A 26,387-nucleotide genomic window follows, 5' to 3' on the forward strand; every position below is an offset into this window, starting at 1 on the left:
AAAAATCTTATAACAATTAAAAGCTGATATCAATGTTACTAATGTGTTAAATATTTTTTAAAATATAATTCAAAGCTATGCTAGATGCTTCAATTGGAATGTGATGTGCACAATTTTTAATAAGATGAGTTTCAACATTAACTTTCTCTCTCAGTAGAAAATCTTTTGCTTCCAATAAATGAGTGGGTGAAACAATATCATCTTGATCGCCATGAAGCAAAAGAACATTTGTATTATTTTTTTTTCTTAGTTTGAGATCTTCAGAATTAATTATCTTTCCTGAAAATCCGACAATACTACTAAAAGACTTCTCGGCTGTGAGACCTACATTTATTGACATCATACATCCTTGACTAAATCCAGATAAACAAATTTGATTATTTTCAAGTTTATATTCTTCTTTAATTTCATCTAAAAATTTATTAATTTTTTTTTCCGCTTTTAAAGACTCATCCAAAATATATTTTGGATCATCTTTTGTTAAATCAAACCATTGGTAACCAGATGGATTTATTGAACATTGTTCATGACCATTTGGACAAATGAAAACTGTATTTGGTAAATGTCTTTTCCAATTTAGTGTAAGCATGCTTATGTCTTTACCGTCACCACCATATCCATGAAATAAAACAACAATATTATTAATTTTATTGTTTTTTTCTGGTTTTATAATTGTGCTTTCAAGACAAAATGTCATAAATAAATTTAATATGTTTTTTATTTTAATAAACACTCTACAATAAAATTATGTTTACAGGAATATTTGTTAAAATTTTATCAATTGTTCTTTTGCTTGCAGTCGGCATAGTTCTCATTCTTGGAATTGGCACATTGTTTAAAGGCGGGAGTACAAGTAAAAAATACTCCAATAAATTAATGCAGCTTAGAGTGCTATTACAATTTATTGCAATAATTCTTCTAATAGTTTTTGCTTATTTTTTTAAAAATTAATTATAATTTTTAATCCATCTTATAAATTCTTTATCTAAAAAATCTATCGAACCGATGACTCTTGCAAATTCCTTACCTTCTTTATTAAATAAAATTGTTGTTGGTACTCCCCGTAGACCTAAATCTTTGGCCAATGTTTTTGGATTATCAAAATAAATATTTAAATTTTTAATATCTAAATCTTTAAAAAATTGGTCAGATTTTTTGAAACTATCTTTTCCTATATTAATTGGAAATATTTCAATATTACTCAGCTCTGGTGTCAATTTTAATCCATCAAGTGAAGGCATTTCTTCTTTGCAAGGTGCGCACCAAGTAGCCCAAAAATTCAATAATACTAATTTTCCTCTTAATTCAGATAAATTTATAATTTTTTCATTAGCATCAAGGAAAGTAATATTTTCATACGTTTTTAATTCTTTATTGATGATAAGATTTTTGATTTTTGGAAAATCATCAGCTATTGCATGAGAAATAAAGAAAATAAAAATTACTAAAAATCTCATATTTAATAGGTATAAGTAATTATCATGGCTAAAAATAAAAACAACCAAGCAATTTGGAATACTAGAATAAAGAAAAAAGCCTCTACACTTTTTGCTAAAGTTGGTAGCTCAATTGATATTGATAAAAGATTATACAAGGAAGATATCCGTGGCTCAATTGTCCATGTTGAAATGCTTTTCAAACAAAAAATAATATCTTTTAAGGTTAAAAATAAAATTATTTATGGATTGCAAAAAATAGAAAAGCAAATTTCAAAAAATAATTTTGAATTTAATAAAAAATATGAAGATATTCACATGAATATTGAGAAACAACTTTTTCAAATGATAGGAGAAGAGGCTGGCTATATTCATACTGCAAGATCAAGAAATGATCAGGTAATTACTGATTTTAAATTATGGATAAAGTCAGCTACCAAAGAAATTAATACAAATATCGAAAAAATTATTAAATCAACTCTAAAACTATCAGAAAAAAATATTGAAACTATAATGCCTGGTTTTACTCATCTGAAAAATGCTCAACCAATTTCATTGGCACATTACTTCATGGCTTATGTGGAAATTTTTAAAAGAGATAAGAAAAGATTTACCAATAACCTAGACAATTTAAATGAATGTCCACTCGGTGTAGCAGCACTTTCAGGAACTTCATTTAATATTGATAGGCATTATTCTTCAAATAAACTTGGTTTCAATCAACCAACTAATAATTCAATAGATACAGTATCAGATAGAGATTTTGTATTGGATTTCCTTTATTGCGTATCTGTTTGTTCGATGCATATTTCAAGAATTGCAGAAGAATTAATCATTTGGAACTCAGATGGTTTAAATTTAATTCACCTATCAGACAAAGTTGTAACTGGGTCTTCTATAATGCCACAAAAAAAGAACCCTGATCTGCTTGAATATTTAAGAGGTAAATCTGGAATTTCATTTGGAAATTTATTTTCGATGTTAACAATACTTAAGGGTTTGCCCTTATCTTACTTTAAGGATATGCAAGATGATAAGGAAATAGTTTTTAAATCGTACGATACATTAATCAATTGTTTAATGATATTTGATGAAATTTTAAAAAATATCACTCCCAATAAAAAGAAAATGCTAGAATTAGCTAATTCAGGTTTTATTACAGCCACTGATCTGGCTGATTATTTAGTAAAAAATCATACAATGTCTTTTAGAAAAGCATACCAAAAAACTGCAGAGATTGTGAATTATGCAGAAAAGAAGAAGAAAAAGTTAAATGATTTAAAAATTGAAGAATTAAAAAAAATTGAACCAAAATTAACAAGTGAAGTTTTAAAAGTTTTTGACTTAAGAAATTCAATAAATTCAAAAAAATCTTATGGAGGAACATCTTTTGAAAACATAAAAAGAATGATAATGAAATACAAAAAGGATAAATGATAAAAAAAATTTATATATTGCTGTTTATCTCTATTCTAATTTGCTCTTGTGGTAAAAAAGGAGACCCAGTTTACAAAGATGATAATCAAAATGTAGAGAAGAAAAGTATCCAAATAACTACATTTTCATGATTTATAAAAAAAATAAACTTACTATAGACCGTTTGGATATAGGCAATATTGCAAAAAAATTTAAAACACCTATTTATTGTTATTCTCTAAAAACAATTGAAGCTAATATTCAAAATATTAAATCACATTTCAAAAGTATAAACCCTCTAATATGTTATGCAGTAAAAGCTAATTCTAATTTAGGAATTTTAAGAGAAATAAAAAAAAATAACCTTGGTGCAGACGTTGTATCAGTTGGTGAGTTAATGAAAGCTCTTAAAGCAGGAATCAGCCCTAAAAAGATTGTATTTTCTGGAGTTGGAAAAACTTATGAAGAAATTGAATATGCAATAAATAGAAACATACTTTTGATAAATACAGAGTCTAAAAGTGAAATATTGCAAATAGAAAAAATTGCTAAAAAGAAAAAAAAAATTGTTAATATAGGGATCAGACTTAATCCAAATACAGATGCTAAAACTTTAAGCCAAATATCAACAGGTAAAAAAGAAAATAAGTTTGGTGTAGCTCAAAAAACATTTCTACAATTAGTCAATATGGCAAAGAAATCTAAAAGTCTTAATTTGAAGTGTTTAAGCGTACACATTGGTAGCCAGATTCTTAGTCATAAACCCTATCAAAAAATGCTTGGTGTAGTAAGCAAAGTAATAAAGCTGTCAAATTATAAGTTTGAATATGTTGATTTAGGAGGAGGAATGGGAATTGATTATAATCATGATCATTCTAAATTAGATTTAAAAAAATACTCCACAGAAATAAAAAAATTTTTAAAGACTAATAAATGTAAAATTATATTTGAACCTGGAAGATCTATAGTTGGAAATTCTAGTATTTTAATAACTAAGATTATTTATATCAAAGAGGGATTTAAAAAAGATTTTATAATTTTAGATGCTGCCATGAATGATTTGATGAGACCTGCTTTGTATGGTGCAAAACATAAAATTATTCCTCTAAACAAAATTAAAAAAATATCAAAAAAAAGTTATGAATTTGTTGGCCCTGTATGTGAAAGCACTGACACTTTTTCAACAATCAAAAGATATCAAAAATTGAACGAAAAAGATTATCTGGCCATTTGTGATGTTGGTGCTTATGGAATGTCTTTAGCTTCGAATTATAACCTTAGACCAAAACCATTGGAAATTTTAATCAAAAATTCAAAAGTTCAGATCTTAAATAAGAGACAAAAAATATCTGATTTAATATAATATTCAAAATAATGTTAAGAAATATTATATTTTCTATAATTTTTTTTTCAGGAATTATTTTTATATCAATTGTATTCCTACCAGCATTAATTTTACCTCAAAAAATAGTTTTAATTGGGGGTAAATTAATGGGTTATTGGACGGGTTTTTGTCTCAAAAATATTTTATCAGTGAAAATAAAAATCCTAGGCTCAGAAAATATTATTGAAAATGAAAAATTTTTTATTGCAGCTTCTCATCAATCAATGTTTGAAACATTTTACTTACAAACAATTTTTAATTCACCTGTATTTATTTTAAAAAGAGAGCTTATTTTAATCCCTATTTTTGGATGGTATCTAAAAAAGATAGGATCAATTTCTATAAAAAGAAATAAGGTTACAAAAGATAATTTAAGTTTTTTTGAAGATGTATCAAAAATAATAAATAAAAGTGAAAGACCTTTAATAATTTTTCCGCAAGGAACTAGGGTTAACCCAGAGGAAAGACCAGCTTTTAAAAAAGGTGTAGGCAGGATCTATGATGAGTTGAAAATTTCTTGTCAACCAGTAGCAATAAACTCTGGTTATGTTTGGCCCAAAAAAGGTCTAAAACAATCAAAAAAAGATATTACAATATCTATATTACCTAAAATAACACTAGGAATGGATAAAAATGAATTTACGAGAGAATTAGAAAAAAAAATTTACAATGAATTAGATAGGGTTAATTAACCCTTCATAGGCATAACAACATAAATACTATCAAAATCTGAAGGATCTTTAATTAAAGCTGGTGATCCAGTATCATTGAAATAAATCTCAATTTTTTCGCCATCTAATTGGGAGGCAACGTCAATTAGATATCGTGAATTAAAACTTATCTCTAAATCATGGTCAAATTTTACACTAAGTGTTTCATTACCATTCCCACTGTTAGTGTTATTTACTGAAAGATTTAATGCATCTTTTGTTAAGTTAAATTTAACACCATCTTTTTTATCTAAAGACACCGAAGCTACACGATCAACTGAACCTAAAAATGATTTTAAATCTATTTCAAGTTTTTTTTGATTATTCTTAGGAATTACTTGAATATAATTTGGAAATTTTCCATCAATTAATTTTGAAATCAAAATACTATTATCTAGCTCAAATTTAATTTTAGATTTTACATTAGATATTTTAACATCACCATCATAGTTATCTAAAAGAGAAACCAGCTGAAATATTGTTTTCTTTGGCAAAATAATTGGCTCAAAGTTAATTTTTTCATGGAGTCGTATCTTTGAAATAGACATTCTATGACTGTCTGTAGCAACTGATGTTAAGTAATTTTTATCTTCTACTTCAGTTTGATGAAAATATATCCCACTCAAATAATGTCTAGTTTCATCATTAGAAACTGAAAATTTACATTTATTAAGAAGTTTTAATAAACTTTTTGAATTAATTGAAAACTCATTTTCATTAAAATTTTCATCAGTAAGTGGAAATTCAGAGTGACTTATACAATTTAAATTAAAAATTGATTTTTCAGACTCTAATTGCAATTTACTTGTGTCTGACAATGATAAATTAATTTTTTTCCCCGAGGAAAATTTTCTCACAATATCATACATAATTGATGATGTAGTTGTTGTCTTACCTTCTTCAACTACTTCAATATTTTTAATTTGATGAATAAAAATTAAATCTAAGTCAGTTGCTGTAATAGTTAACTTCGAACTACTTGCATCAAGTAAAACATTTGAAAGAATTGGAAGAGTGCTTCTTTTTTCTATGACACCTTGGCAATAACTTAGTGCTTGTTGTAGATCTTGCTGGTTTACGTTAAATTTCATTATCTTTATTATTATATAATATCTGATTTTTTAACTTATTTATATTTTCTACCATCTCCGGATCTTTTTCTTTAAGCTTTTCTATCGTTTTAACAGAATGAATAATTGTTGTATGATCTCTGTTCGAAAACTCTCTTCCAATTTCAGGTAATGATTTCGAGGTTAAAATTTTAGTCAAATATATCGCTGTTTGTCTTGGTCTCACAAGATATCTTGATCTTCTAGAAGACAACATTTCATTTTTACTTATTTTGAAAAACCTGCATACAAGTGTTTGTATTAAATCAATCGTCACCTTGTTTTCAGATATATTTAAAAGGTCTTTTAGAACAACTTTTGTCTCAGCTAAATTTGGTGCTTTATTATAAATTCTAGAAAATGAAATTATTCTATTTATTGCTCCAACAAGCTCTCTAATACTGGTAGTGATTTCAGTGCTTATATATTCTTGAATTTCTTTTGAAATATTAATCTGATCTGAATATAATTTATTGAGTTCTTCTGTTTTTTGGATAACTATTTTTTTTCTTAATTCGTAATCTGGTTTTTGTATATCAACCACCAAACCTCCAGAGAATCTTGATTTTATTCTCTCTTGAATTCTAGATAATTTGTTAGGCGCCCTGTCTGCAGAAACAATTATCTGTGATCCTTTATCAAGCAAAGCGTTAAAGGTATGAAAGAATTCTTCCTGCATTGCTTCTTTGCCATTCATAAATTGAATATCATCAATCAACAAAATATCAGTATTTCTGAAGTATTCTTTAAATTTTACCATGTCATTTGTTTTTATAGATTTAACAAATTGATACATAAATCTTTCAGCAGAAATAAACATTACCTTGTTATTTTTTTTTAATTCTAAACCAATTGAATTCAACAAATGAGTTTTTCCCATTCCTACACCGCCGTAAATATATAACGGATTATAATGAGATATATTTTCAGAAACTTTTATAGAGGCCTCATATGCTAATTTGTTGCTTGAACCAGTAAGAAAATTGTCAAATCTTTTATTTGGATCTATTCTATTATATTGAAGATACGAGTCTTTGATAAAAGAAACATTTTTATCATTAATTGTGTCTTTGGTGATCTCCTCGCCAACATCTTTCTTGCTTGATTTTAATTCTGCAATTTTAAATTCTATTCTAATTATATCTTTTTTATGGGCTTTAATAATCTGTAATATTTGATCTAAATACCTTGATGTAATCCAATCTCTAATAAATCTTGTTGGAACTGTTAACAGAATGTAATTATTAAACTCTTCAACAAAATTAATTTTTTTAAGCCAACTTTCATAAATCTCAACACCAAGTTTATTTTTCATTTGAGACTGAATTAAACTCCAGTCCAAATTATTTTGATTTAATGTTTCTATATTTTTATTTGTAGTTGTGTTGTTCATTTCTTTTTTGGAAGAGGCTCCACTTAGACCTATCTAAAAATATTTTCAAGATATAAATTTTAAAATTAAAAAATAAATTAAATCTGAAAGTGTAGAGATTTTTGTCACATAAAAAAAAATTCTTTTGACAATAATATTTTTATTATTCTAGTGGAAATAAAACTTCAGGTTGGATTTAAACTATTAATTTATTTACCAAATCTAAATATTGATTAAATGCTTCCATTCAATCTACATTAAGCGTGTTGTTAAAGTTGAATCAACTTCAAGTTATAAACTTATAGCGAGGATATTTTTTTAGTAATTCTAGAAACGTTTCTAGAGGCGTTTTGTTTTTTTATAATCCCAGATTTTGCAATTTTCATAAGCTCAGAATTCAATTTAGGCAAGAATTTAAGAGCCTCATCTTTTTTCTTATCTACAATCAGAAGGTTCATTTTCTTTAGAGCATTTCTATATCTGCTTTTTCTAGCTTTATTAACTGCAGTTTGTTTGGAAATTCTTCTAATTCTTTTAATTGCTGATTTTGTGTTAGCCATATGCGCAGGGGTATAGCTTGAGAATTTATATCGGTCAATCAAATAATTATTTAAATTTGACAGTAATTACAAAAAAAAGTTGATCTGTTAGCGATTACTTTTTTTATTATTATTCCATCGCAATTAAATCTTTTACAACACTCTCCTTCTCTTTGATAAACTTTAAAACTATCTTGAAAACCTCCTTTACTACCATCTGTGTTTTTAAAATCTCTAATGCTAGAACCACCTTTATTAATTGCATTCAAAAGAACTTTTTTAGAGTTAGATATTATTTGACTACATTCTTTTTTGTTAAGAGATTTAATCTTTTTACTAGGGTTAACTCTACTTAAAAATAAAATCTCACTTGCATAAATATTACCAATTCCTGAAACAAATTTTTGATCAATTAATAAATCTTTAATGGTTTTTAATTTATTTTGAATAAATTTTTTAAAATATTTTAAATTAAATTTGTTATCAAATGGTTCTGGTCCTAGATGAATAAATCTTTTTTTTAAATCTCTATTGTTTTCAATTATTTGAAAAAAACCAAATCTTCTTGGATCATTATAAATAACTTTGAAATTATCAAAAATAATTTCTACATGATTATGTTTTTTTGGTAAAAATGGTGAATTGTAAAAACTTAAGTTAGTAACATCTTTTTTATCCTTAAAATCAATTAAATGAATTGTACCTGACATCCCAAGATGAACTACACAAAATTGATTATTTGAGAGATAAATAATTAAATATTTTGAAAACCTTGAAACTTTAACAATAGTTTTATTTTCCAAAAATTTCTCAAAACCTCTAGGGATTTTAAATCTTAAACTTCTATTTCTTATAATTACTTTTTTTACCTTTTTTTTTTGAATCTTTTTATCTAGAGATTGTCTTACTATTTCTACTTCTGGTAATTCTGGCATTTAATACTATATTGATTGTATAAAATATTTTATGCAACAATATCTCCAAAATAAAAAAGGGCTAGTCCAAAGTGTCTTTGACAAAGTGTATGATAAATATGATCTAATGAATGACTTTATGTCATTAGGCGTTCATAGAGTGTGGAAAAAGAATTTGATTAATATGATGAATCCTTCTTTTAATAGCACCTTGATTGATGTTGCTTGTGGTACTGGTGATATTGGAAAATTATTTCTAGATAATACTAAATCTGACAATTTAATTTACTGTGTAGATCCTAATAAAGGCATGATTGCTAAGGGAAAAGAAAAATTAAAGAGTTATAAAAACATTAAATGGGTAATTGCTCCAGCAGAAGATATACCTGCTCAAAAAAATTGTTTTGATTTTTATACTATTAGTTTTGGCTTAAGAAACACAAAAAATATTAACAAGGCCCTTGCAGAAGCTCATAGGGTTTTAAAACCTGGTGGTAGATTTTTATGTTTAGAATTTTCAAAGATATTAAACTCTAATTTAGATTTTTTTTACAAAAATTATTCAAAACTTATTCCATTAGTGGGTGGTCTAGTCGTTGGTGAAAAAGAACCTTATGAATATTTAGTAAAAAGTATTGAAAATTTTGTTAATCAAGAAGAATTAATTGCATTAATGGAACAAAATGATTTTAAAAAGTGCTCATACCGTAATTTATCTGGAGGGATTGTTTCAATTCATAGTGGCTGGAAATACTAATGATAAAAAAATTAATCATACTTTTCAAACTTGGAAGAAAAGTTGCTAAATCAGATATTCTTAAAATTACATCAAAATTTAAAGAACCTCCCTTAGCAGTAAAAGTTTTATTTAAAATTTTAGCATTTTCTTTTTCAGAAAAAAAACATTTAAATATAGACCAAGATGAGGGTCAAAGATTATCAAGCTCATTAGAATCAATGGGCACAACTTTTATTAAACTTGGGCAATTTTTAGCAACTAGACCTGATATAATTGGTGAAGAACTATCAAAAAAATTAGAAAATTTACAAGATAGACTTCCTCCATTTTCAATCTATCAAGCTAAAGAAATTATAAAAAAAGATCTTGGTGAAGAAACCTATAATTCTATAATTAATTTAAGTGAGCCTGTAGCAGCAGCATCTATTGCACAAGTACACAAAGCACAAATAGATGACAATGGAACTATTAAAGACGTTGCAATTAAAATCTTAAGACCGGATATTAAGAAAATCTTTAATGAAGAGATTGATGCAATGATGCTCTTTGCTTTTTTAATTGAATCTATTGTAAAAAAAACCCAAAGGTTAAAGTTAGTTGAAGTTGTTTTTTTATTAAAGGAAATCACTAATTTAGAAATGGATCTTAGATTTGAAGCCGCAGCTGCGAATGAATATGCAGAAAATACAAAAAATGATGCTGGTTTTAGAGTACCTCAAATCTATTGGAATTTCACAAGTGAAAATGTAATGACATTAGATTGGATTGATGGTGTTTCAATCAGAGAGACTGATGAACTTAAAAAACAAAATATCGATACAAATAAAATTGCTGAAGATATAATTCAACATTTTTTAAGACATGCCGTAAGAGATGGTTTTTTTCATGCAGATATGCATCAGGGAAATATATTTGTAGATACTAACGGTCAAATTGTGCCTATTGATTTTGGAATAATGGGTCGTTTGGATAAAATGAGTAAAAGATTTTTGGCTGAAATCTTATTTGGTTTTATTCAGAGAGATTATAAAAAAGTTGCTGAAGTTCATTTAATTGCAGGCTTGGTACCTAAAGAAGTACCAATAGATGATCTGGCTCAGGCTTTAAGATCAATTGGAGAGCCAATTTTTGGTCAGGCTGTTAAAGACATTTCAGGTGGTAAACTTCTTAAACAGTTGTTTGATGTTACTGAAAAATTTAATATGCAAACTCAACCGCAGTTATTAATGTTACAAAAGACAATGGTTGTAGTTGAGGGGGTTGCAAGGAAACTAAACCCGGAAACAAATATTTGGACAACCTCTAAACCAGTTTTAGAAAGCTGGTTAAGAGAAACAAAAGATCCTTTGAATACAATTAATGAAACTCTTCAAAATACCTCTGAAGTAATTAAAAGATTGCCAGACTTTCCAGAAATCATGGATAAGGCAAATCAAGCTCTAACGTATTTAGCAAGTGGACAAATACCTCAAAACTCAAATTCTTTTACGGCTTTAAATAATAAGAAGTCTGAAATGATTGCATTTAGAAATCAATCTATTATTGGAATTTTAGCAGTTGTAATTATTGGTTTATTAGTATTTTAATTCCTTCGATGAAAAATCTAAAAGATAAAAAAATATTATTAATCATTTGTGGTGGAATTTCAGCTTATAAAAGTCTTGAAACAATAAGAATTCTTAAAAGAAATGGTTGTGAAATTAAAACAATACTGACTAAAAGTGCTAAAGAATTTGTAACACCGTTATCAGTAGCCTCATTATCTCAGGGAAAAGTTTATGAAGATTTGTTTAATGTAGAAAATGAAGCAGAAATGGATCACATTGCATTATCTAGATGGGCTGATCTAATTCTAGTAGAGCCTGCTACAGCAAATACAATTTCGAAACTTGCAAAAGGTGCATCTGAAGACTTGGCATCAACAGTAATTTTAGCCTCAAATAAACCAATTTTTTTATGCCCAGCAATGAATGTGAGAATGTGGGAACATCCTTCATTAAAAGAAAACTTGGAAATTCTAAAGTCATATACCTACAAAATAATTGGGCCTCAGATTGGAGAAATGGCCTGTGGAGAATACGGTGAAGGCAAAATGACTGAGCCAATAGACATTGTTAATAAAATTAATGATTATTTGTATTTCATTAATAAGAATAAAAAACTTAAAGCATTAGTTACTGCAGGACCAACTCGTGAATATATAGATCCGGTAAGATTTATCACTAATAAATCAAGTGGCAAACAAGGTTATGAGTTAGCAAAATCATTATCTAGAAATGGATATCAAACAACTTTAATCTCAGGACCAACTAATCTTGAAATTGAGAGTGAAGTAAAAGTTATAAAAGTAGAGACTGCTGAAGAGATGTTTAAAGAAACTCAAAAAAACTTGCCAGTTGATGTAGCTATTTTTTCTGCTGCTGTAGCTGATTTTAAAGTCCATGAAAAAAGTAATTTGAAAATTAAAAAAAGTGATGAACTTACAATTAAATTAGAAAAAAATGTTGATATTTTGAATTATATTTCAAATCACAATTCAATGCGTCCTAAATTAGTGGTTGGCTTTGCTGCAGAAACTAACGATTTAGAAAAAAATGCAATACAAAAACTAAAAAATAAAAATTGTGATATTATTATTGGCAATGACGTTTCTAACAAGAAAATAGGTTTTGATTCTAATTTAAATGAAGTAACAATCTTTTACAAAAATAATAAACAGGAAAAATTATTTGCTAAAAGCAAAACCTTAATATCTGAAGAAATAGTTGAAAGAATTAATAATCAATTAAATTAATGGTAAAAGTTTTAATTAAAAAACTCTCATCAGATGTAGAGCTGCCTTCATATAAAACTTCTGGTGCATCAGGTATGGATTTGATGGCTCACATCAAATCACCTATAATTATTAAACCAAAAACATCGGAATTAATTCCAACTGGTTTATCAGTGGCGTTTTCTGAAGAATACGAAATACAAATAAGACCAAGATCCGGATTGGCGGCTAAAAACAATATAAGTGTGCTAAATACCCCCGGCACAATTGACAGCGATTATCGTGGAGAATTAAAGATTATTATTTACAATCATGGAAACGAAGATTTTACAGTTAACAACAGTGATCGTATTGCTCAAATGATTTTAACACCTGTAGTAAAAATGGAGCTTCAGGAAACAGATGAACTACCTGAGACTTTAAGAGGTGAGGGCGGTTTTGGCTCAACAGGAAAATGAAAAAATCACTTAACAAAAGTGAAATTGAGAGATTTTCAAGACAAATAATACTCAAAGATATTGGTTCAAAAGGCCAAGAAAAAATAAAAGAAGCAAAAGTTTTTATTGTTGGTGCTGGTGGCTTAGGTTGCCCAGTAGCTGAATTTCTTACTAGAGCTGGTGTAGGAAAAATTGGAATTATTGATGATGATGTTGTTGATATTTCTAACATCCATCGTCAAAGCCTTTATGACATTAAGGATCTTAAAAATTCGAAAGTTAAATCTATTAAGGAAAAATTAAAAAAAATTAATCCTAATACGATTGTTAAAACTTTTAATTCAAAACTTAATGAAAAAAATGCTTTAAAAATAGTCAAAGATTATGAATATGTTGTTGATGGAAGTGATAATTTTAAAACTAAATTTTTAGTTAATGATACTGCTTTAAAACTTAAAAAACACTTAGTAGTTGGCGCAATAAGTAAATTTGATGGGCATTTGTTTACTTATGATTTTAAAACTAAAAAAACACCGTGCTTAAGATGTTTCTTTCAAGAAGATAAAATTTCTGATGATATCTTAAACTGTGAATATGAAGGTGTGCTTGGAACTGTTGCTGGAATTTTGGGTACATTGCAAGCTAATGAAGTTTTAAAACAAATATTGAGTATTGGACAAAATCTTAATGGAAAAATACTAATATTAGACTTATTAAATCTTAGCTTCAGAAAAGCAAAAATTTTAAAACAAAAAAAATGTATATGTTAAAAAATAATTTCATTATTTTATTAATAACATTTATTTTTTTTCAAATTTCTAACTTAGCAAGTGAAGAAAAATTTTTATCTTTAAAAAAGAGCAAAGTTAATGTTAGATATGGACCTAGTTTTGAATCTCCCATAAAATTTATATATAAAAAAATTAATCTCCCCATCAAACAAATTGATGAAAAAGAAAATTTCAGAAGAATAATAGATTACAAAAAAAATAGTGGGTGGATACACGTATCTCAGTTAAAAAAAATCAATTCAGTAATTACAACTAATGACAAAATATTATTTAAAAAACCTACAATTTTTTCAGAACCTATTGCTAATATAAAACAAGGTAGATTATTAATTGTTCAAAAATGTAAGGATGAGTGGTGTAATGTAAAAACTGATGATTTTAAAGGATGGATTGATAAAAAAAATCTATGGGGCTCTACTAACTAAAGTCTGCAGATAAAGATTTTATTGTAACATCTGCTAATTTAGTTGTGTGTGAGTATTCGGCATGATCAATTCCCACTTCAATTTCTGAGCTGTTTTTAAATTTTACAATCTGCTCATCAGTAAATTTAAAATGAATAAACTGAACTGAAGAAGCTTTACCTTCAGCAGAAGTTCTATCAACATCTTCTTCTGGAACTGCTTTTATTTTTTCACCTTCCACTTTCATAAAAACTTTTTCTTCTATTCCACCAACTTTTCCAAGAAAAGCTGCCCTTGAAACTGGATTATCTATTTCAAACATTAAAGTTGCTGTTAGCTCTTTTCCATTTGGAACTAAAGGATTATATGCAGCAAGCTCATCTTTTAATTGCTCTTCACCACCTTTTTCTATGTAAAGCATTTCTTGAACTTGCGCTAACATTGTTTCATAACTTTCAAAATAAAATGTTGCATATGGTCCAAGTGCAACTCTTCTATCTTTTTTAAAATCAACAATATTTTTTCTTAGCTCTCTTCTGTTTTTTGTATAAACATCTAAGGGCATTATATCCTCTTTTGAAATTTCTCTTTTTTCTTTTGACATGATCATAATCTATAACTTTTTGCTACTAATTCGATAGGATGTAGTGCCTCATCATTTGCGATATTTGTATCAGCTTCAAGTTGTTTTAAATGTTTACCAGCCAACGGACAATCTGACGCCATATATTTATTATTTTTAGTTTTGATTTGTCTTGCAGTTGGTCTGCCTACTTTTCTGGCAAGATCATGTGTATCTTTCATAACTCCAAAAGTTCCTCCATGACCAGCACATCTTTCTACTACATCAATTTTAATGTTTGGTATTAATTTAAGCATGTCTCTAGCTTTAATACCCATATTCTGAGCTCTTGCATGGCATGCATGATGGACTGTTACGCCCCCATCAATTTCTTGAAGGCCATCAGCTAGACCCTCGTTATTTGCAATATCAACTACATATTCATCAATATCCATAACATTTTGAGATAATTTTTTAACCTTCTCATCATTTGGTAATAATAATGGCCATTCAAATTTTAACATCAAACCGCAACTGGCAGTTAAGGTTATCACCTTATACCCCTTATCAATCCAATGGATTAGATCATTAGAAACTTTTTTTGCTTGCTCAACAACTTTTGGTAAATCTGCTTGCTCTAAAAAAGGCATTCCACAGCAACCCGGGTAAGCTTCCTGAACCTCTACATCATTTTTTTTAAGTACTTTTAATGCTGCAACACCAGTATCTTTTTTATTAAAATTTACAAAACAAGTTGAATAAATAACAACTTTTCTATCTTTTGATGAAGTTTCATAAGTAATTTTATCTTTATTTTTTTTGAAAAAATTTGAAAACGTTTCTGAGTTATATTTTGGCAACTGAACTCTTTTATCTATTCCTGAAATTATTTCTAAAATTTTTCTAATAAATGTATTTTTAACATCAGATGCCCAGTTAATTATTTTTGAAAATAAAACCCCAAATTTAGCATTTCTATCTATTTTAGCTAACTGTGCAGGCACTGCTGGAAGCTTTCCAAGTTTTTTTTGTGCTGTTCTATATCTCAACATCAAATGTGGAAAATCTAAATCAAATTGATGTGGAGGCACGTATGGGCACTTTGTCATAAAACACATGTCACACAAAGTACATGCATCTACTACTGGAGCAAATTGATCACTAGATAGACTATCTACATCCTCATTTTCTGACTCATCAATCATGTCAAATAACTTTGGAAAAGAATCACATAAGTTGAAACATCTTCTGCATCCATGGCAAATGTCAAAAGCTCTTCTCATTTCAGCATCTAGTTTTTCTGGGTTTAGAAAATCTGGATGCTCAAAATCTATTGGATGCCTTATTGGTGCTTCTGTGCTTCCTTCTTTGCTCATATAATTAAATTACCTACTATTAATAATGATAAAGAAACAATTAATACTGGTTCGTTTAACCAATCTTTTAAAGTTTGTATAATTTGCTCTACCATTTTTATAAATTATTAAGAATTTTGAAAATTTATTTAGCGGGCAAGTAAATATGCCCGCTAAAAAGAATTAATTAGCTAATAGACTCTAAAGTTTTTTGGAATTTACCAGCATGAGATTTTTCAGCTTTTGCTAAAGTTTCAAACCAATCAGCAATTTCTTCAAAACCCTCTTCTCTAGCAGTTTTAGCCATACCTGGGTACATGTCAGTGTACTCATGAGTTTCACCAGCTACTGCAGATTCTAAGTTTGCTTTAGTTTCACCAATTGGTTTACCAGTTGCTGGGTCACCAACTTGCTCTAAATACTCAAGGTGTCCGTGTGCGTGACCAGTTTCACCTTCTGCAGTTGATCTAAATACTGAAGCAACATCATTGTATCCTTCGATGTCAGCTTTTTGTGCGAAATAAAGATATCTTCTGTTAGCTTGACTTTCACCAGCAAAAGCTTCTTTTAAGTTTTCTTCTGTTTTAGTTCCTTTTAATGACATTTTATTCTCCTTAATTTAATGTGTAGGACATATAGTTGTTAAAACCATAATGTCAACAGTTTAGAATAATTATAATGTAGATTTTAAGTAATTGATTTTATTGAATTATTTTTGATTTTGATAATCACTCGCAACTTTAACCAAAACTTCAACTGAGTTTATTTTTTTTCCCGTAATATTATTTTTAATATTTACAGAATCAATGTCATCTTCACCACAATCAATTAATTCATTTGTATCTTCATCAAAAAAATGATGGTGAACAGAAGTGTTTGTATCAAAATAACTCTTATCACTATTGATTGAAATTTCTTTTAAATAGCCCTTTTTCTTAAAAGCATGGACAGTGTTATAGACTGTAGCAAGAGAAATTTTCTCATTAAGCTTCTCTTCAATTGTTTTTGCAAGGTCATTAATTGTAAAATGAAAAGTTCCATTTCTTTCAAACAGCACTTTGCAAATTTTTATCCTTTGCTTAGTAGGTCTAAGGCCAGAAGATCTCAATTTATCAATAAAATTACTGTTATTTATCATTATTGTTTATAATAGTTCTAAACTATATCTATATTATATTGCTTAAAAATCAAGTATTAAGGGTGTTCAATTTTATGAAAAAAAACTCCTTTGACTACAAAGAGCTAATAAGTTGTGGAAATGGTGAACTTTTTGGGCCTGGAAATGCAAAATTACCACTTCCTCCTATGCTCATGTTTGATAGAATTACTGAAATTAATGACAATAATGGTGCCTTTAAAAAAGGCTCAATAAAAGCTGAATTAGATATCAAGAATGATCTGTGGTTTTTTGATTGTCATTTTAAAGGTGATCCGGTTATGCCAGGTTGTCTAGGTCTAGATGCAATGTGGCAGTTGGTTGGATTTTATCTTGGTTGGCTTGGAAACCCTGGAAAAGGTAGGGCCCTAGGAGTTGGGACAGTAAAATTTACAGGTGAAGTTTTACAGAATGTAAAATTAGTTAAATATGTTATCGATATGAAAAAAATTATGTCACCAGGAGGAACAACTGTTGGACTTGCAAATGGTGTAGTTTTAGCTGATGATAAGAAAATTTATTCTGCAGAAAGTTTAAAAGTGGGGTTATTTAAATAATGAAAAGAGTTGTAATAACAGGTCTTGGTGTTGTTTCATGTTTAGGAAATAACCAAGAAGAGGTTTATCAATCTTTACTAAATTCTAAATCAGGTATTTCTTTTGCTGAAGAGTATAAAGAGCATAATCTTAAAAGTAATATTCATGGCAAACCAAATATTAATTTGGCAGATCATGTGGATAGAAAAACAATCAGATTTATGGGATCTGGATCAGCCTATAATTATATAGCAATGAAAGAAGCTATCACAGACTCTGGTCTTGAGGATAAGGATATTAGTAATTTTAAGACTGGAATAGTTATGGGGTCTGGTGGACCATCAATTGAAAATGTTGTTTTATCAGTCGACAAAACAAGAGCAAAAACACCAAAGCTTATGGGTCCATTTGTAGTTCCTAGAACTATGGCAAGTACTGCTTCGGCAACTCTTGCTGTGCCTTTTAAAATAAAAGGAGTGAACTATACAATGAGTTCTGCATGTGCCACTAGTGGACACTGCATAGGCCATGCAAGTGAATTAATTCAAATGGGTAAACAAGACATTGTTTTTGCTGGTGGTAGTGAAGAATTACATTGGGCTATGACTGCAATGTTTGATGCAATGACCGCTCTATCTTCAAAATACAATGATACACCTGAAAAAGCATCTAGAGCATATGATAAAACTAGAGATGGTTTTGTGATCGCTGGAGGTGGAGGTGTTTTAGTTCTTGAGGAATATGAACACGCAAAAGCACGAGGTGCAAAAATTTATGCTGAATTAACTGGATATGGGGCTACTTCTGATGGATATGATATGGTTGCACCATCTGGTGAAGGTGCTGTTAGATGTATGAAAATGGCACTATCAACAACTAAAAATAAAATTGATTATATTAATACTCATGGAACTTCTACTCCTGTAGGAGATATTACTGAGCTTAATGCAATTAAAGAAACATTTGGATCAAATATTCCAAAAATTAGTTCAACAAAACCTTTGTCTGGTCATCCTTTGGGTGCAGCTTCTGTCCATGAAGCAATTTATTGTTTAATCATGATGAAGAATAATTTTATTACTGGTTCAGCAAACATTACTGATATGGATGAAGATGCAAAGAATTTTCCAATTGTTACTAAAAATGAAAATGGCGCAACGCTAAATACTGTTATGTCTAATAGCTTTGGTTTTGGTGGAACCAATGCTGCTTTAATTTTTGAAAAGGTTTAATTATGAATTTAATGAAAGGTAAAAAGGGATTAATCATGGGAGTTGCCAATGAAAGATCGATTGCCTGGGGAATTTCTCAAAAATTAGCTGAAGCAGGAGCTGAACTTGCTTTCACATATCTTGGTGATGCTTTAAAAAAAAGAGTTGTGCCTTTAGCAGAAAAATTGAATTCAAAAGTAACATTTAGTTGTGATGTTGAAAAAAAAGAAGATGTGGTAAAATTATTTGAAGACGTAAAATCTGAGTGGGGTGAAATTGATTTTATAGTTCATGCAATCGCATTTTCAGATAAGTCAGAATTATCAGGCGAATACCTAAATACAACAAGAGAAAATTTCCAAAGGAGTATGTTAATCTCATGTTTCTCATTTACAGAAGTTGCGAAAGAAGCTTCTAAAGTAATGAAAAATGGTGGAAGTTTAATAACTTTAAGTTACGAAGCTAACAAAGCAATTCCAAATTATAATGTAATGGGTGTATGTAAAGCTGCATTAGAAGCTAGTGTTAAATATCTTGCTAGAGATTTAGGTGCCAAAGGCATTCGAGTAAATGCAATAAGTGCAGGACCAATTAAAACATTGGCAGCTTCTGCAATAGGAGATGCAAAATTTTTATACAAGTGGAATGAAGATCACTCACTATTAAAGAGAAATGTAGATATTCATGATGTTGGAAATTCAGCACTGTATCTACTAAGTGACCTTGCAAACGGTGTTACTGGTGAAATTCACTATGTAGATGCTGGATATAACAAGGTTGGGATGCCAGATCCTAAGAATATTACTTAAATATAGTTAAATTTAGTTAAAAATATTAGGTGCGTTCTGCCAGGTGCCCCATGAAAAACCCCCAGAAATTTCATTCCAGAGGTTTAAAATTTTAATTTAAAATATTATTCAGCAGCTTGTTTCATAGAAAGTTTAACTTTACCTCTATCAAAACCAATCACTTTAACTTTTACTTCGTCACCTTCTTTGACAACGTCAGTTACTTTAGCAACTCTTTTGTCTGCAAGTTCTGAAATATGAACAAGTCCATCTTGCTTCCCAAGGAAATTTACAAACGCACCGAACTCCATAATTTTCATAACTTTACCTGAATAGATTTTATTCAATTCAGCTTTTGCAGTGATGTCTTTGATCATTTGAAGTGCAATGTTTCTAGACTCCTCATCTGGAGCAGCAACTGTAACGATACCTTCATCGTTTACATCAACTTTTGCTCCTGACTTCTCAACAATTTCTCTAATTGTTGCACCACCTTTTCCAATTACAGCAGCAATGTCTTTTTTATCTACATTTACTTGTTCCATTTTTGGAGTGTGTTTTCCAACATCAGATCTTGATGCTGATAAAGCTTTATTCATTTCACCTAAAATATGAATTCTTCCATCTTTTGCCTGACTTAAAGCTTGCTCCATAATTTCAAATGTAATACCTGTAATTTTGATATCCATTTGAAGTGAAGTAATTCCATCTTTGGTACCAGCAACTTTAAAGTCCATATCCCCTAAATGATCTTCATCACCTAAAATATCTGATAAGACACTAAAATCGTCACCCTCTTTAATAAGTCCCATAGCAATACCTGCAACTGGCTCTTTAATTGGAACCCCAGCATCCATTAGTGCTAATGATGATCCACAAACAGTAGCCATTGAAGAAGATCCGTTAGATTCTGTGATCTCTGATACTATTCTAAATGTATATGGAAATGCTTCTTTAGAAGGCAACGATGAGTTAATTGCTCTCCAAGCTAACTTACCGTGACCTATTTCACGTCTTCCAGTTCCAATTCTTCCAGTTTCACCGACTGAAAAAGGTGGAAAGTTGTAATGAAGCATAAATCGCTCTCTTTGAAGACCATCTAAACTTTCAATTCTTTGTTCATCATCAGAAGTACCTAAAGTAGTCACAACAATTGCTTGTGTTTCTCCTCTAGTAAACAAGGCTGATCCATGTGCTCTTGGCAATATTCCCACTTCACAAGAGATGGGTCTAACATCAGATAGTCCTCTACCATCAATTCTATTTTTGTTTTTAAGAATATCAGTTCTAACGATTTTCTTCTCTAGATTTTTAAGCTCTGAGTTAACATCAAGATCAGAATAATTCTCATTTTCTTCAAAAAGCTTTTTGGCTTTATCAGTAATTTCTGAAATTTGATTAGATCTGTCTTGTTTGTCTCTAGTTGCAAAAGCTTTTTTGAGGTCTTCAGTAAAAGTGTCCTCTAAAATTTTCTTTACTTCTGACAAATCTTTTTTCTCAACAATCCATTCAGGTTTTCTACATTCTTTTGCAAGTTCTTCGATCATTTCGATCACTGGAACAAAACCCTCATGACCAAATTTAACTGCATTAAGCATTTCTTCTTCGGTTAAACCATTTGCTTCAGACTCGACCATTAGTACAGCATCTTTTGTACCTGCAACAACAAGATCTAAACTTGATTTTTCAAGCTCTGTCTTAGAAGGGTTAAGAATATACTTTCCATCAATAAAACCTACTCTAGAAGCTCCTACAGGGCCCATAAAAGGCATTCCTGAGATAGCTAGTGCTGCTGAAGAAGCAGTAATTGCTAATATATCTGGTTGGTTTTCTTTGTCGTATGAAATTACAGTTGGTAATAATTGAACTTCATTTTTGAATGCATCTGGAAACAAAGGTCTGATTGGTCTATCAATTAATCTTGAAATTAATGTTTCGCTTTCAGTTGGTCTTGCCTCTCTTTTAAAATATCCGCCAGGTATTTTTCCACCTGCATAATATTTTTCTTGGTAATTTACAGATAGTGGAAAATAATCCATGTCTGGATTAACTTTTTTTGCTCCTACTACTGTTGCTAAAATAACTGTTTCACCGCATGAAGCGATGATTGCTCCGTCTGCTTGTCTTGCTACTTTACCTGTTTCTAAACTTATTTTCTTTCCTGCTACTTCTATTTCCTTCTTATATACTTTAAACATTTCATTTCCATTTCGTTTCGTTCGTTTCGTTCCATTCCGTTCTATCTATCTTGATCTTATTATTTTCTTAAATTCAATTTCGACAGTACATTTTTGTAAGAGTCCATTTTGTTTTTCTTTAGGTACTCTAACAATTTCTTTCTTCTATTTACCGCTCTCAACAATCCTACTGAAGAATGCTTATCTTTTTTAAATTGTTTTATGTGTTTTGAGAGAGTTTCTATCTTCTCAGTTAGCAATGCGATCTGGATCTCTGAAGATCCTGTATCTTTATCATGAATTGCTAATTCTTTTGCCTTACTGTTCATGCTTTCTTTTCCTTATTTGTTTGTTTGTTTTATTAAGTTTTCTATTTTTTCCGCATACTCAAAAGATTCGTCTTTTCTAAAGAGTAGTTTTGGTAAAAATTTCATAAATACTTTTTTAGACAATATTTTTCTGATTAAAAAAGAATATTCTTTAAGTAGTTTAACTACCTCGTCTGCATTTTTTCCACCTAATGGCATCACATATGCTTTTGCTATTTTTAAATCTTGGCTCATTTGAACTTCTGTAACTGTAATAGTGTTAGTTTCTAAATTTGGTACTTTCGCCTCATTTTTTATAAATATCATACTCAAAGATTGTTTTATCATCTCACCAACCCTCAATTGTCTTTGGGAAATTGGTTTTCCAATTCTATCAGCCATTATATTGTTCTCTCTGTTGAAGTAACATTAAATGCCTCTATTGTGTCTCCTTTTTGAAAATCCATATAATCTTTTATCGTAATTCCACACTCCTGGCCATTGCTTACCTGTTTCACTTGATTTTTTTCTCTAAATAAAGTGCCGACTTTTCCGGTATAAATAATAGCTCCATCTCTAATTAATCTCACATCTGATGTGCCTGTGATTTCACCTTCTGTAATTTTGCAACCAGCAACTTTACCAGCTCCTGAAACTTTGAAAATTTCTAAAATTTGCGCAGTACCGGCTACTGTCTCTTGAACGTCTGGTGTTAATAGACCTGACATTTTTTGTTTTATAAAATCTAAAACTTCATAAATAATATTATAAGAAGAAATTTTGATATTTTCATTTTCAGCTAATTTTTTTGCTTCCTTACTTGGTTTAACATTAAATGCTATTAGTACTGCGTTTGAAGCTTTAGCTAAAGTCACATCTGTTTCTGTAACCATACCAATATCAGATAAAATAATTTTTGGTTTTACTTCATCGTGTTTAATTTGACTGATTGCATTTTTAATAGCTTCTGAAGACCCATGAACATCTGACTTAATAATCAAATTTAATTCTTCTGCAGATTTATCTGAAAAAGCTGAGTCTTGAGTGGCAAATGATAATGGGTTTTTTCCATCTTTTGCTTCTTCTGCTCTATTTTCACTTAAAGTTTTTGCTTCTTTTTCATTATCCAGAACAATAAAATCATCACCTGCTTTTGCAGCACCATTTATACCTAAAATTTCTACTGGTGTTGATGGAGAAGCTTCATTTATATTTTTTCCTTTATCATTAATGATTGCTCTAACTTTTCCCCACTTCAATCCACTAACAAAAAAATCACCTTTTTTAAGCGTTCCTGTTGTAACAATTATTGTTGCAACAGGTCCTCTACCAACGTCAATTTTAGACTCTAAAACAACACCTGTTGCCTTTGACTCAAAGTCAGTTTTTAAATCTAAAATTTCAGCTTGTAATATTATTGCTTCAACTAATTTATCTAAATTCAATTTAGTTTTAGCAGAAATTTCAACCATTAATGTGTCACCCGATAAATCTTCTGCAATTAATTCATATTCTAATAATTGATTTTTGATTTTTTGAGGATCAGCTTCAGGGAGATCACATTTGTTTATTGCTACTACTATAGGAACATTTGCTGCTTTAGCATGTTTAATAGACTCAACAGTTTGAGGTTTTACACCATCATCTGCTGCAACTACTAATACTACAACATCAGTTAATTTAGATCCCCTAGCTCTCATCTCTGTGAAAGCAGCGTGACCAGGGGTATCAATAAAAGTTAATTTGTTAGACTGACTTTCTATTTGATAAGCTCCAATATGTTGAGTAATACCTCCAAATTCGCCTGAGACTACATTTGCGCTTCTAAGCACATCAAGCACAGAGGTTTTTCCGTGATCAACATGGCCCATTACAGTTACAATTGGTGGCCTATTTTTTAAATTTTCAACTCTGGTTGCTTTTATTTTTTGAATTATTTCTTCAGCTTTTTCTTCACGGATTGGGTTGTGCCCAAACTCTTTAACTAAAAACTCTGCTGTATCAGCAGCTAATGTTTGATTTATTGTAACTGTAACACCCATTCCAAAAAGATATTTAATTACATTGCTAGATTGCTCAGCCATTCTATTAGCGAGCTCCCTAACGGTTATAGCCTCTGGAATATTTACATCTCTTTTAATAGGTTTAGGATTTTCTTTGTTATCATCTTTGTTTAAATTTTTTTGCTCTTTTTCTCTGGCTCTTTTAACAGATGCCAAACTTCTCTCTCTTGCCTCAATCTCATCACTAAGTGCTCTTGAAACAGTAAGTTTAGTTTCTCTTTTTTTTGTACCTAGCTTGAGTTTTTTATTATCACTATCACCCTTTAATCTTTTTGTAGCTCTTTGTTCTGCAAGCTTTCTTCTTTCAAAATCATTTGTAATTGGTGGTGTTTTTAACCCTAAAGATGGCTTAAAGGGTGCTCCACGAGAAAAAGATGAAGCTGGTTTTGTACCAGTGCTAGAGCCTGCTGATCTAAATGAACTACCTCTTTTTACGAAACTATTTTTTGGTTTTTCGATTACAACTGAATTTTTTCCTTGAGTTTTAGCAACCTCAATATTTTTGATCGATTTTTTGGCTGTGCCTGAAATTGTTAATTTTGTTTTTTTGTTTTCCATAACTCATCACTCAATCTTTATAAACAATATTTCTTGCAGACATGATCAATTCATCTGCTTCTTCTTTTGATAGTGCAAAATCTTCTAAATAACCTTGAATTTTTACTCTCTCACCTTTTACTACATCATATCCACCTGTTAATTCGTCAGATGCAAGATCTGCAAAATCTTCTAGAGTTAAAATTTTTTGCTCACCCAACGTAACCAACATTCCAGGTGTCAAACCTTTCAAATTAATTAATGCTTCTTCAAGACCTAAATCTTTTATTCTTTGAGAAATATCTTCTTGATCTTTTTCATGAAACTCTTTGGCTCTTTCAATTAATGCTTTTGCTGTATCCTCTTCAATACCCTCTATCTTTATTAAATCTTCTGCACTGCTATCTTTAATATCGTCTATTGTTGAAAAACCCTCGGCAACTAATAATTGGCCTAATGTTTCATCTAATTCTAAGTTTTTAACAAAATTATCTGTCTTTTCTTTGAATTCAAGTTGTCTTCTTTCGGAGTCTTCAGCATCAGTCATTATGTTTATCTCATAATTTAATAACTTAGTTGCCAACCTAACATTTTGACCTCTTCTACCAATTGCTTTACTTAAATTTTCCTCAGTAAGTATTACGTCTAGTTTTTTTCTTTCTGCATCAACATTAACTCTCTGTACTTCAGCTGGTGATAATGCATTAGAAACTAATATTGCAGGGTCTTCAGACCAGTTAACAATGTCAATTTTTTCTCCTTGAAGTTCATTGACTACAGCTTGAACTCTTGATCCTCTCATACCTACACAAGCTCCGACTGGATCTAATGATGTGTCCACTGCTTTAACGCAAATTTTTGCTCTACTACCTGGATCTCTTGATGAAGATTTAATTTCAATTAAACCATCATAAATTTCTGGAACCTCCTGAACAAATAATTTTTCCATAAATTTAGGATGAGCTCTAGACAAAAAGATTTGTTGGCCTCTTGGTTCTCTTCTAACATCATAACAATATGCTTTAACTCTATCTCCTGCTTTGATGTTTTCTCTAGGTATCATTTCATTTTTTTGTATAATTGCTTCCGTTCTTCCAAGATCAACAATCACATTGCCAAATTCTAACCTCTTTACAATTCCACTCAAAATTGAGTCTTTTTTATCTATAAAATCATTAAATTGTCTTTCTCTCTCAGCCTCTCTCACATTTGTACTGATTACTTGTTTTGCAGTTTGTGCAGCTATTCTTCCAAAATCAAAAGATGGCAATGGTTGTAAAACCTCGTCTCCAACTTTTTTTTCCTTATTAATTTCATTCAAAGATATAGCATCCTCAAGTTTGATTTCTGTATTAGCGTTTTCAGGATTTTCTGAAATTATTAGTTTCCTAAAAAGTTCGATATCACCATTTTCTCTATTAATTAAAACTTTGATTTCATTGTCTTGACCAAATTTTGATTTTGCTGCTTTAGCAATTCCAGTTTCCATAGAACTAATTATCAACTCTTTATCAATTGATTTTTCTAATGCTACAGCTTCAGCAATTCTTAGTAATTCTAGTTTATCTGCTCTTTTATTTAACATTTTTTTGTTTGCTCCAAAAAAAAATGGGCTAAAGCCCATTTTGTAAATTCAATAATGTAAAGGCAATATATAAAAGTTTTTTTTT

The 26,387-nt window shown here is 29.6% G+C and carries 29 protein-coding genes; 14 read left to right on the forward strand and 15 right to left on the reverse strand.

What is annotated here, in order from left to right; genetic code table 11:
- Nucleotides 1–46: 46 nt before the first annotated feature.
- A complete protein-coding gene (locus ACTTAU_RS00830; RefSeq protein WP_438304628.1) occupies nt 47–697 on the reverse strand; it encodes an alpha/beta hydrolase in 651 nt (216 codons plus the stop codon).
- 50 nt (nt 698–747) lie between these two features.
- On the opposite strand from ACTTAU_RS00830, the gene ACTTAU_RS00835 reads away from it, so the two are divergent.
- Entirely contained in the window at nt 748–951 is a 204-nt protein-coding gene (locus ACTTAU_RS00835; RefSeq protein ID WP_085114854.1) for a twin transmembrane helix small protein, read from the forward strand.
- Here ACTTAU_RS00835 and ACTTAU_RS00840 read toward each other — a convergent pair.
- Entirely contained in the window at nt 948–1,457 is a 510-nt protein-coding gene (locus ACTTAU_RS00840; protein ID WP_438304630.1) for a TlpA family protein disulfide reductase, read from the reverse strand. The genes ACTTAU_RS00835 and ACTTAU_RS00840 overlap by 4 nt on opposite strands.
- 24 nt (nt 1,458–1,481) lie before the next feature.
- Here ACTTAU_RS00840 and argH point away from each other — a divergent pair, with 24 nt between their 5' ends.
- Genes argH through ACTTAU_RS00860 form a run of 4 tightly spaced genes read left to right on the forward strand, consistent with a single transcriptional unit; the run spans nt 1,482 to nt 4,928 of the window.
- A complete protein-coding gene (gene argH / locus ACTTAU_RS00845; protein ID WP_438304632.1) occupies nt 1,482–2,873 on the forward strand; it encodes an argininosuccinate lyase in 1,392 nt (463 codons plus the stop codon).
- Entirely contained in the window at nt 2,870–3,004 is a 135-nt protein-coding gene (locus ACTTAU_RS00850) for a hypothetical protein (RefSeq protein ID WP_438304634.1), read from the forward strand. The genes argH and ACTTAU_RS00850 overlap by 4 nt, the downstream gene beginning before the upstream one ends.
- Nucleotides 3,001–4,215, forward strand: a complete 1,215-nt coding sequence (gene lysA / locus ACTTAU_RS00855) for a diaminopimelate decarboxylase (protein WP_438304637.1) — start codon at nt 3,001–3,003, stop codon at nt 4,213–4,215. The genes ACTTAU_RS00850 and lysA overlap by 4 nt, the downstream gene beginning before the upstream one ends.
- A gap of 11 nt (nt 4,216–4,226) precedes the next feature.
- Nucleotides 4,227–4,928, forward strand: coding sequence for a lysophospholipid acyltransferase family protein (locus ACTTAU_RS00860; RefSeq protein WP_438304639.1), 702 nt, complete (start codon nt 4,227–4,229; stop codon nt 4,926–4,928).
- Here the strand turns inward: ACTTAU_RS00860 and dnaN are convergent.
- The 4 genes from dnaN to mutM all read right to left on the reverse strand — a co-directional run bounded on the left by dnaN (nt 4,925) and on the right by mutM (nt 8,901).
- Nucleotides 4,925–6,037 carry a DNA polymerase III subunit beta gene (gene dnaN / locus ACTTAU_RS00865; protein WP_438304641.1) on the reverse strand — a complete coding sequence of 371 codons (1,113 nt, stop codon included), beginning with the start codon at nt 6,035–6,037 and terminating at the stop codon, nt 4,925–4,927. The two genes, ACTTAU_RS00860 and dnaN, sit on opposite strands and share 4 nt — an antisense overlap.
- Nucleotides 6,027–7,448, reverse strand: a complete 1,422-nt coding sequence (gene dnaA, locus ACTTAU_RS00870; protein WP_438304642.1) for a chromosomal replication initiator protein DnaA — start codon at nt 7,446–7,448, stop codon at nt 6,027–6,029. Before dnaA ends, dnaN begins: the two co-directional genes overlap by 11 nt.
- A 278-nt stretch (nt 7,449–7,726) precedes the next feature.
- Nucleotides 7,727–7,987, reverse strand: coding sequence for a 30S ribosomal protein S20 (gene rpsT / locus ACTTAU_RS00875; protein WP_085114861.1), 261 nt, complete (start codon nt 7,985–7,987; stop codon nt 7,727–7,729).
- Between the two features lie 50 nt (nt 7,988–8,037).
- Nucleotides 8,038–8,901, reverse strand: coding sequence for a bifunctional DNA-formamidopyrimidine glycosylase/DNA-(apurinic or apyrimidinic site) lyase (gene mutM / locus ACTTAU_RS00880; protein ID WP_438304644.1), 864 nt, complete (start codon nt 8,899–8,901; stop codon nt 8,038–8,040).
- Nucleotides 8,902–8,932: 31 nt separating this feature from the next.
- Here mutM and ACTTAU_RS00885 point away from each other — a divergent pair, with 31 nt between their 5' ends.
- The 6 genes from ACTTAU_RS00885 to ACTTAU_RS00910 are packed head-to-tail and all read left to right on the forward strand — an operon-like array spanning nt 8,933 to nt 14,045.
- Nucleotides 8,933–9,637, forward strand: coding sequence for a class I SAM-dependent methyltransferase (locus ACTTAU_RS00885; RefSeq protein WP_438304647.1), 705 nt, complete (start codon nt 8,933–8,935; stop codon nt 9,635–9,637).
- Complete coding sequence (gene ubiB / locus ACTTAU_RS00890; RefSeq protein WP_438304649.1) at nt 9,637–11,205, forward strand: 2-polyprenylphenol 6-hydroxylase; 1,569 nt, start codon at nt 9,637–9,639, stop codon at nt 11,203–11,205. The genes ACTTAU_RS00885 and ubiB overlap by 1 nt, the downstream gene beginning before the upstream one ends.
- An 8-nt stretch (nt 11,206–11,213) precedes the next feature.
- Complete coding sequence (gene coaBC, locus ACTTAU_RS00895) at nt 11,214–12,413, forward strand: bifunctional phosphopantothenoylcysteine decarboxylase/phosphopantothenate--cysteine ligase CoaBC (protein WP_438304651.1); 1,200 nt, start codon at nt 11,214–11,216, stop codon at nt 12,411–12,413.
- Nucleotides 12,413–12,850: a dUTP diphosphatase gene (gene dut, locus ACTTAU_RS00900; RefSeq protein ID WP_438304653.1), complete on the forward strand. Its 438-nt coding sequence runs from the start codon at nt 12,413–12,415 to the stop codon at nt 12,848–12,850. Before coaBC ends, dut begins: the two co-directional genes overlap by 1 nt.
- The gene (locus tag ACTTAU_RS00905; RefSeq protein WP_438304654.1) at nt 12,847–13,599 is read left to right on the forward strand and encodes a HesA/MoeB/ThiF family protein; all 753 of its coding nucleotides are present in this window, start codon (nt 12,847–12,849) and stop codon (nt 13,597–13,599) included. The genes dut and ACTTAU_RS00905 overlap by 4 nt, the downstream gene beginning before the upstream one ends.
- Entirely contained in the window at nt 13,593–14,045 is a 453-nt protein-coding gene (locus tag ACTTAU_RS00910) for an SH3 domain-containing protein (protein WP_440632900.1), read from the forward strand. The genes ACTTAU_RS00905 and ACTTAU_RS00910 overlap by 7 nt, the downstream gene beginning before the upstream one ends.
- Here ACTTAU_RS00910 and ACTTAU_RS00915 read toward each other — a convergent pair.
- From ACTTAU_RS00915 to ACTTAU_RS00930, 4 genes are all read right to left on the reverse strand, one after another.
- Complete coding sequence (locus ACTTAU_RS00915) at nt 14,038–14,628, reverse strand: DUF3501 family protein (protein WP_438304657.1); 591 nt, start codon at nt 14,626–14,628, stop codon at nt 14,038–14,040. The genes ACTTAU_RS00910 and ACTTAU_RS00915 overlap by 8 nt on opposite strands.
- Nucleotides 14,629–14,630: 2 nt before the next feature.
- A complete protein-coding gene (locus tag ACTTAU_RS00920; RefSeq protein ID WP_438304658.1) occupies nt 14,631–15,962 on the reverse strand; it encodes a (Fe-S)-binding protein in 1,332 nt (443 codons plus the stop codon).
- Between the two features lie 166 nt (nt 15,963–16,128).
- Entirely contained in the window at nt 16,129–16,545 is a 417-nt protein-coding gene (locus tag ACTTAU_RS00925; RefSeq protein WP_085114870.1) for a rubrerythrin family protein, read from the reverse strand.
- A gap of 105 nt (nt 16,546–16,650) precedes the next feature.
- On the reverse strand, nt 16,651–17,079 hold the full coding sequence (locus ACTTAU_RS00930) for a Fur family transcriptional regulator (RefSeq protein ID WP_438304659.1): 429 nt from the start codon (nt 17,077–17,079) through the stop codon (nt 16,651–16,653).
- 74 nt (nt 17,080–17,153) lie between these two features.
- Here ACTTAU_RS00930 and fabA point away from each other — a divergent pair, with 74 nt between their 5' ends.
- From fabA to ACTTAU_RS00945, 3 genes are read left to right on the forward strand one after another with little or no spacing between them, the layout of a single operon-like run.
- Complete coding sequence (fabA, locus tag ACTTAU_RS00935; protein WP_438304661.1) at nt 17,154–17,654, forward strand: bifunctional 3-hydroxydecanoyl-ACP dehydratase/trans-2-decenoyl-ACP isomerase; 501 nt, start codon at nt 17,154–17,156, stop codon at nt 17,652–17,654.
- Complete coding sequence (gene fabB / locus ACTTAU_RS00940) at nt 17,654–18,865, forward strand: beta-ketoacyl-ACP synthase I (protein ID WP_438304662.1); 1,212 nt, start codon at nt 17,654–17,656, stop codon at nt 18,863–18,865. The genes fabA and fabB overlap by 1 nt, the downstream gene beginning before the upstream one ends.
- Nucleotides 18,866–18,867: 2 nt before the next feature.
- Nucleotides 18,868–19,653, forward strand: a complete 786-nt coding sequence (locus ACTTAU_RS00945) for an enoyl-ACP reductase FabI (RefSeq protein ID WP_438304664.1) — start codon at nt 18,868–18,870, stop codon at nt 19,651–19,653.
- A gap of 104 nt (nt 19,654–19,757) precedes the next feature.
- Here the strand turns inward: ACTTAU_RS00945 and pnp are convergent, their stop codons facing one another.
- Genes pnp through nusA form a run of 5 tightly spaced genes read right to left on the reverse strand, consistent with a single transcriptional unit; the run spans nt 19,758 to nt 26,302 of the window.
- Entirely contained in the window at nt 19,758–21,830 is a 2,073-nt protein-coding gene (gene pnp, locus ACTTAU_RS00950; RefSeq protein ID WP_438304666.1) for a polyribonucleotide nucleotidyltransferase, read from the reverse strand.
- Between the two features lie 59 nt (nt 21,831–21,889).
- Nucleotides 21,890–22,138 (reverse strand): 30S ribosomal protein S15, encoded by a 249-nt coding sequence (rpsO, locus tag ACTTAU_RS00955; RefSeq protein WP_438304668.1) that lies wholly within the window; start codon nt 22,136–22,138, stop codon nt 21,890–21,892.
- 12 nt (nt 22,139–22,150) lie between these two features.
- Nucleotides 22,151–22,519, reverse strand: a complete 369-nt coding sequence (gene rbfA, locus ACTTAU_RS00960) for a 30S ribosome-binding factor RbfA (protein ID WP_438304670.1) — start codon at nt 22,517–22,519, stop codon at nt 22,151–22,153.
- On the reverse strand, nt 22,519–24,738 hold the full coding sequence (gene infB / locus ACTTAU_RS00965; RefSeq protein ID WP_438304671.1) for a translation initiation factor IF-2: 2,220 nt from the start codon (nt 24,736–24,738) through the stop codon (nt 22,519–22,521). The genes rbfA and infB overlap by 1 nt, the downstream gene beginning before the upstream one ends.
- A 10-nt stretch (nt 24,739–24,748) precedes the next feature.
- Entirely contained in the window at nt 24,749–26,302 is a 1,554-nt protein-coding gene (nusA, locus tag ACTTAU_RS00970) for a transcription termination factor NusA (protein WP_440632901.1), read from the reverse strand.
- Nucleotides 26,303–26,387: the final 85 nt, after the last annotated feature.

The sequence above is a fragment of the Candidatus Pelagibacter sp. HIMB1505 genome (assembly GCF_052047915.1).
In the GTDB taxonomy this organism is placed as follows: Bacteria; Pseudomonadota; Alphaproteobacteria; order Pelagibacterales; family Pelagibacteraceae; genus Pelagibacter; species Pelagibacter communis_A.

Coding starts and splice junctions, on each gene's coding strand:
- ACTTAU_RS00930 (WP_438304659.1), bottom strand. CDS start 17,079: ATGATAAATAACAGTAATTTTATTGATAAATTGAGATCTTCTGGCCTT.
- ACTTAU_RS00910 (WP_440632900.1), top strand. CDS start 13,593: ATGTTAAAAAATAATTTCATTATTTTATTAATAACATTTATTTTTTTT.
- ACTTAU_RS00915 (WP_438304657.1), bottom strand. CDS start 14,628: ATGTCAAAAGAAAAAAGAGAAATTTCAAAAGAGGATATAATGCCCTTA.
- fabA (WP_438304661.1), top strand. CDS start 17,154: ATGAAAAAAAACTCCTTTGACTACAAAGAGCTAATAAGTTGTGGAAAT.
- ACTTAU_RS00840 (WP_438304630.1), bottom strand. CDS start 1,457: ATGAGATTTTTAGTAATTTTTATTTTCTTTATTTCTCATGCAATAGCT.
- ACTTAU_RS00885 (WP_438304647.1), top strand. CDS start 8,933: ATGCAACAATATCTCCAAAATAAAAAAGGGCTAGTCCAAAGTGTCTTT.
- coaBC (WP_438304651.1), top strand. CDS start 11,214: ATGAAAAATCTAAAAGATAAAAAAATATTATTAATCATTTGTGGTGGA.
- ACTTAU_RS00850 (WP_438304634.1), top strand. CDS start 2,870: ATGATAAAAAAAATTTATATATTGCTGTTTATCTCTATTCTAATTTGC.
- ACTTAU_RS00945 (WP_438304664.1), top strand. CDS start 18,868: ATGAATTTAATGAAAGGTAAAAAGGGATTAATCATGGGAGTTGCCAAT.
- dnaN (WP_438304641.1), bottom strand. CDS start 6,037: ATGAAATTTAACGTAAACCAGCAAGATCTACAACAAGCACTAAGTTAT.
- fabB (WP_438304662.1), top strand. CDS start 17,654: ATGAAAAGAGTTGTAATAACAGGTCTTGGTGTTGTTTCATGTTTAGGA.
- pnp (WP_438304666.1), bottom strand. CDS start 21,830: ATGTTTAAAGTATATAAGAAGGAAATAGAAGTAGCAGGAAAGAAAATA.
- argH (WP_438304632.1), top strand. CDS start 1,482: ATGGCTAAAAATAAAAACAACCAAGCAATTTGGAATACTAGAATAAAG.
- rpsO (WP_438304668.1), bottom strand. CDS start 22,138: ATGAACAGTAAGGCAAAAGAATTAGCAATTCATGATAAAGATACAGGA.
- dut (WP_438304653.1), top strand. CDS start 12,413: ATGGTAAAAGTTTTAATTAAAAAACTCTCATCAGATGTAGAGCTGCCT.
- dnaA (WP_438304642.1), bottom strand. CDS start 7,448: ATGAACAACACAACTACAAATAAAAATATAGAAACATTAAATCAAAAT.
- ACTTAU_RS00905 (WP_438304654.1), top strand. CDS start 12,847: ATGAAAAAATCACTTAACAAAAGTGAAATTGAGAGATTTTCAAGACAA.
- ACTTAU_RS00920 (WP_438304658.1), bottom strand. CDS start 15,962: ATGAGCAAAGAAGGAAGCACAGAAGCACCAATAAGGCATCCAATAGAT.
- rbfA (WP_438304670.1), bottom strand. CDS start 22,519: ATGGCTGATAGAATTGGAAAACCAATTTCCCAAAGACAATTGAGGGTT.
- ubiB (WP_438304649.1), top strand. CDS start 9,637: ATGATAAAAAAATTAATCATACTTTTCAAACTTGGAAGAAAAGTTGCT.
- infB (WP_438304671.1), bottom strand. CDS start 24,738: ATGGAAAACAAAAAAACAAAATTAACAATTTCAGGCACAGCCAAAAAA.
- nusA (WP_440632901.1), bottom strand. CDS start 26,302: ATGTTAAATAAAAGAGCAGATAAACTAGAATTACTAAGAATTGCTGAA.
- lysA (WP_438304637.1), top strand. CDS start 3,001: ATGATTTATAAAAAAAATAAACTTACTATAGACCGTTTGGATATAGGC.
- mutM (WP_438304644.1), bottom strand. CDS start 8,901: ATGCCAGAATTACCAGAAGTAGAAATAGTAAGACAATCTCTAGATAAA.
- ACTTAU_RS00830 (WP_438304628.1), bottom strand. CDS start 697: ATGACATTTTGTCTTGAAAGCACAATTATAAAACCAGAAAAAAACAAT.
- ACTTAU_RS00925 (WP_085114870.1), bottom strand. CDS start 16,545: ATGTCATTAAAAGGAACTAAAACAGAAGAAAACTTAAAAGAAGCTTTT.
- ACTTAU_RS00860 (WP_438304639.1), top strand. CDS start 4,227: ATGTTAAGAAATATTATATTTTCTATAATTTTTTTTTCAGGAATTATT.
- rpsT (WP_085114861.1), bottom strand. CDS start 7,987: ATGGCTAACACAAAATCAGCAATTAAAAGAATTAGAAGAATTTCCAAA.
- ACTTAU_RS00835 (WP_085114854.1), top strand. CDS start 748: ATGTTTACAGGAATATTTGTTAAAATTTTATCAATTGTTCTTTTGCTT.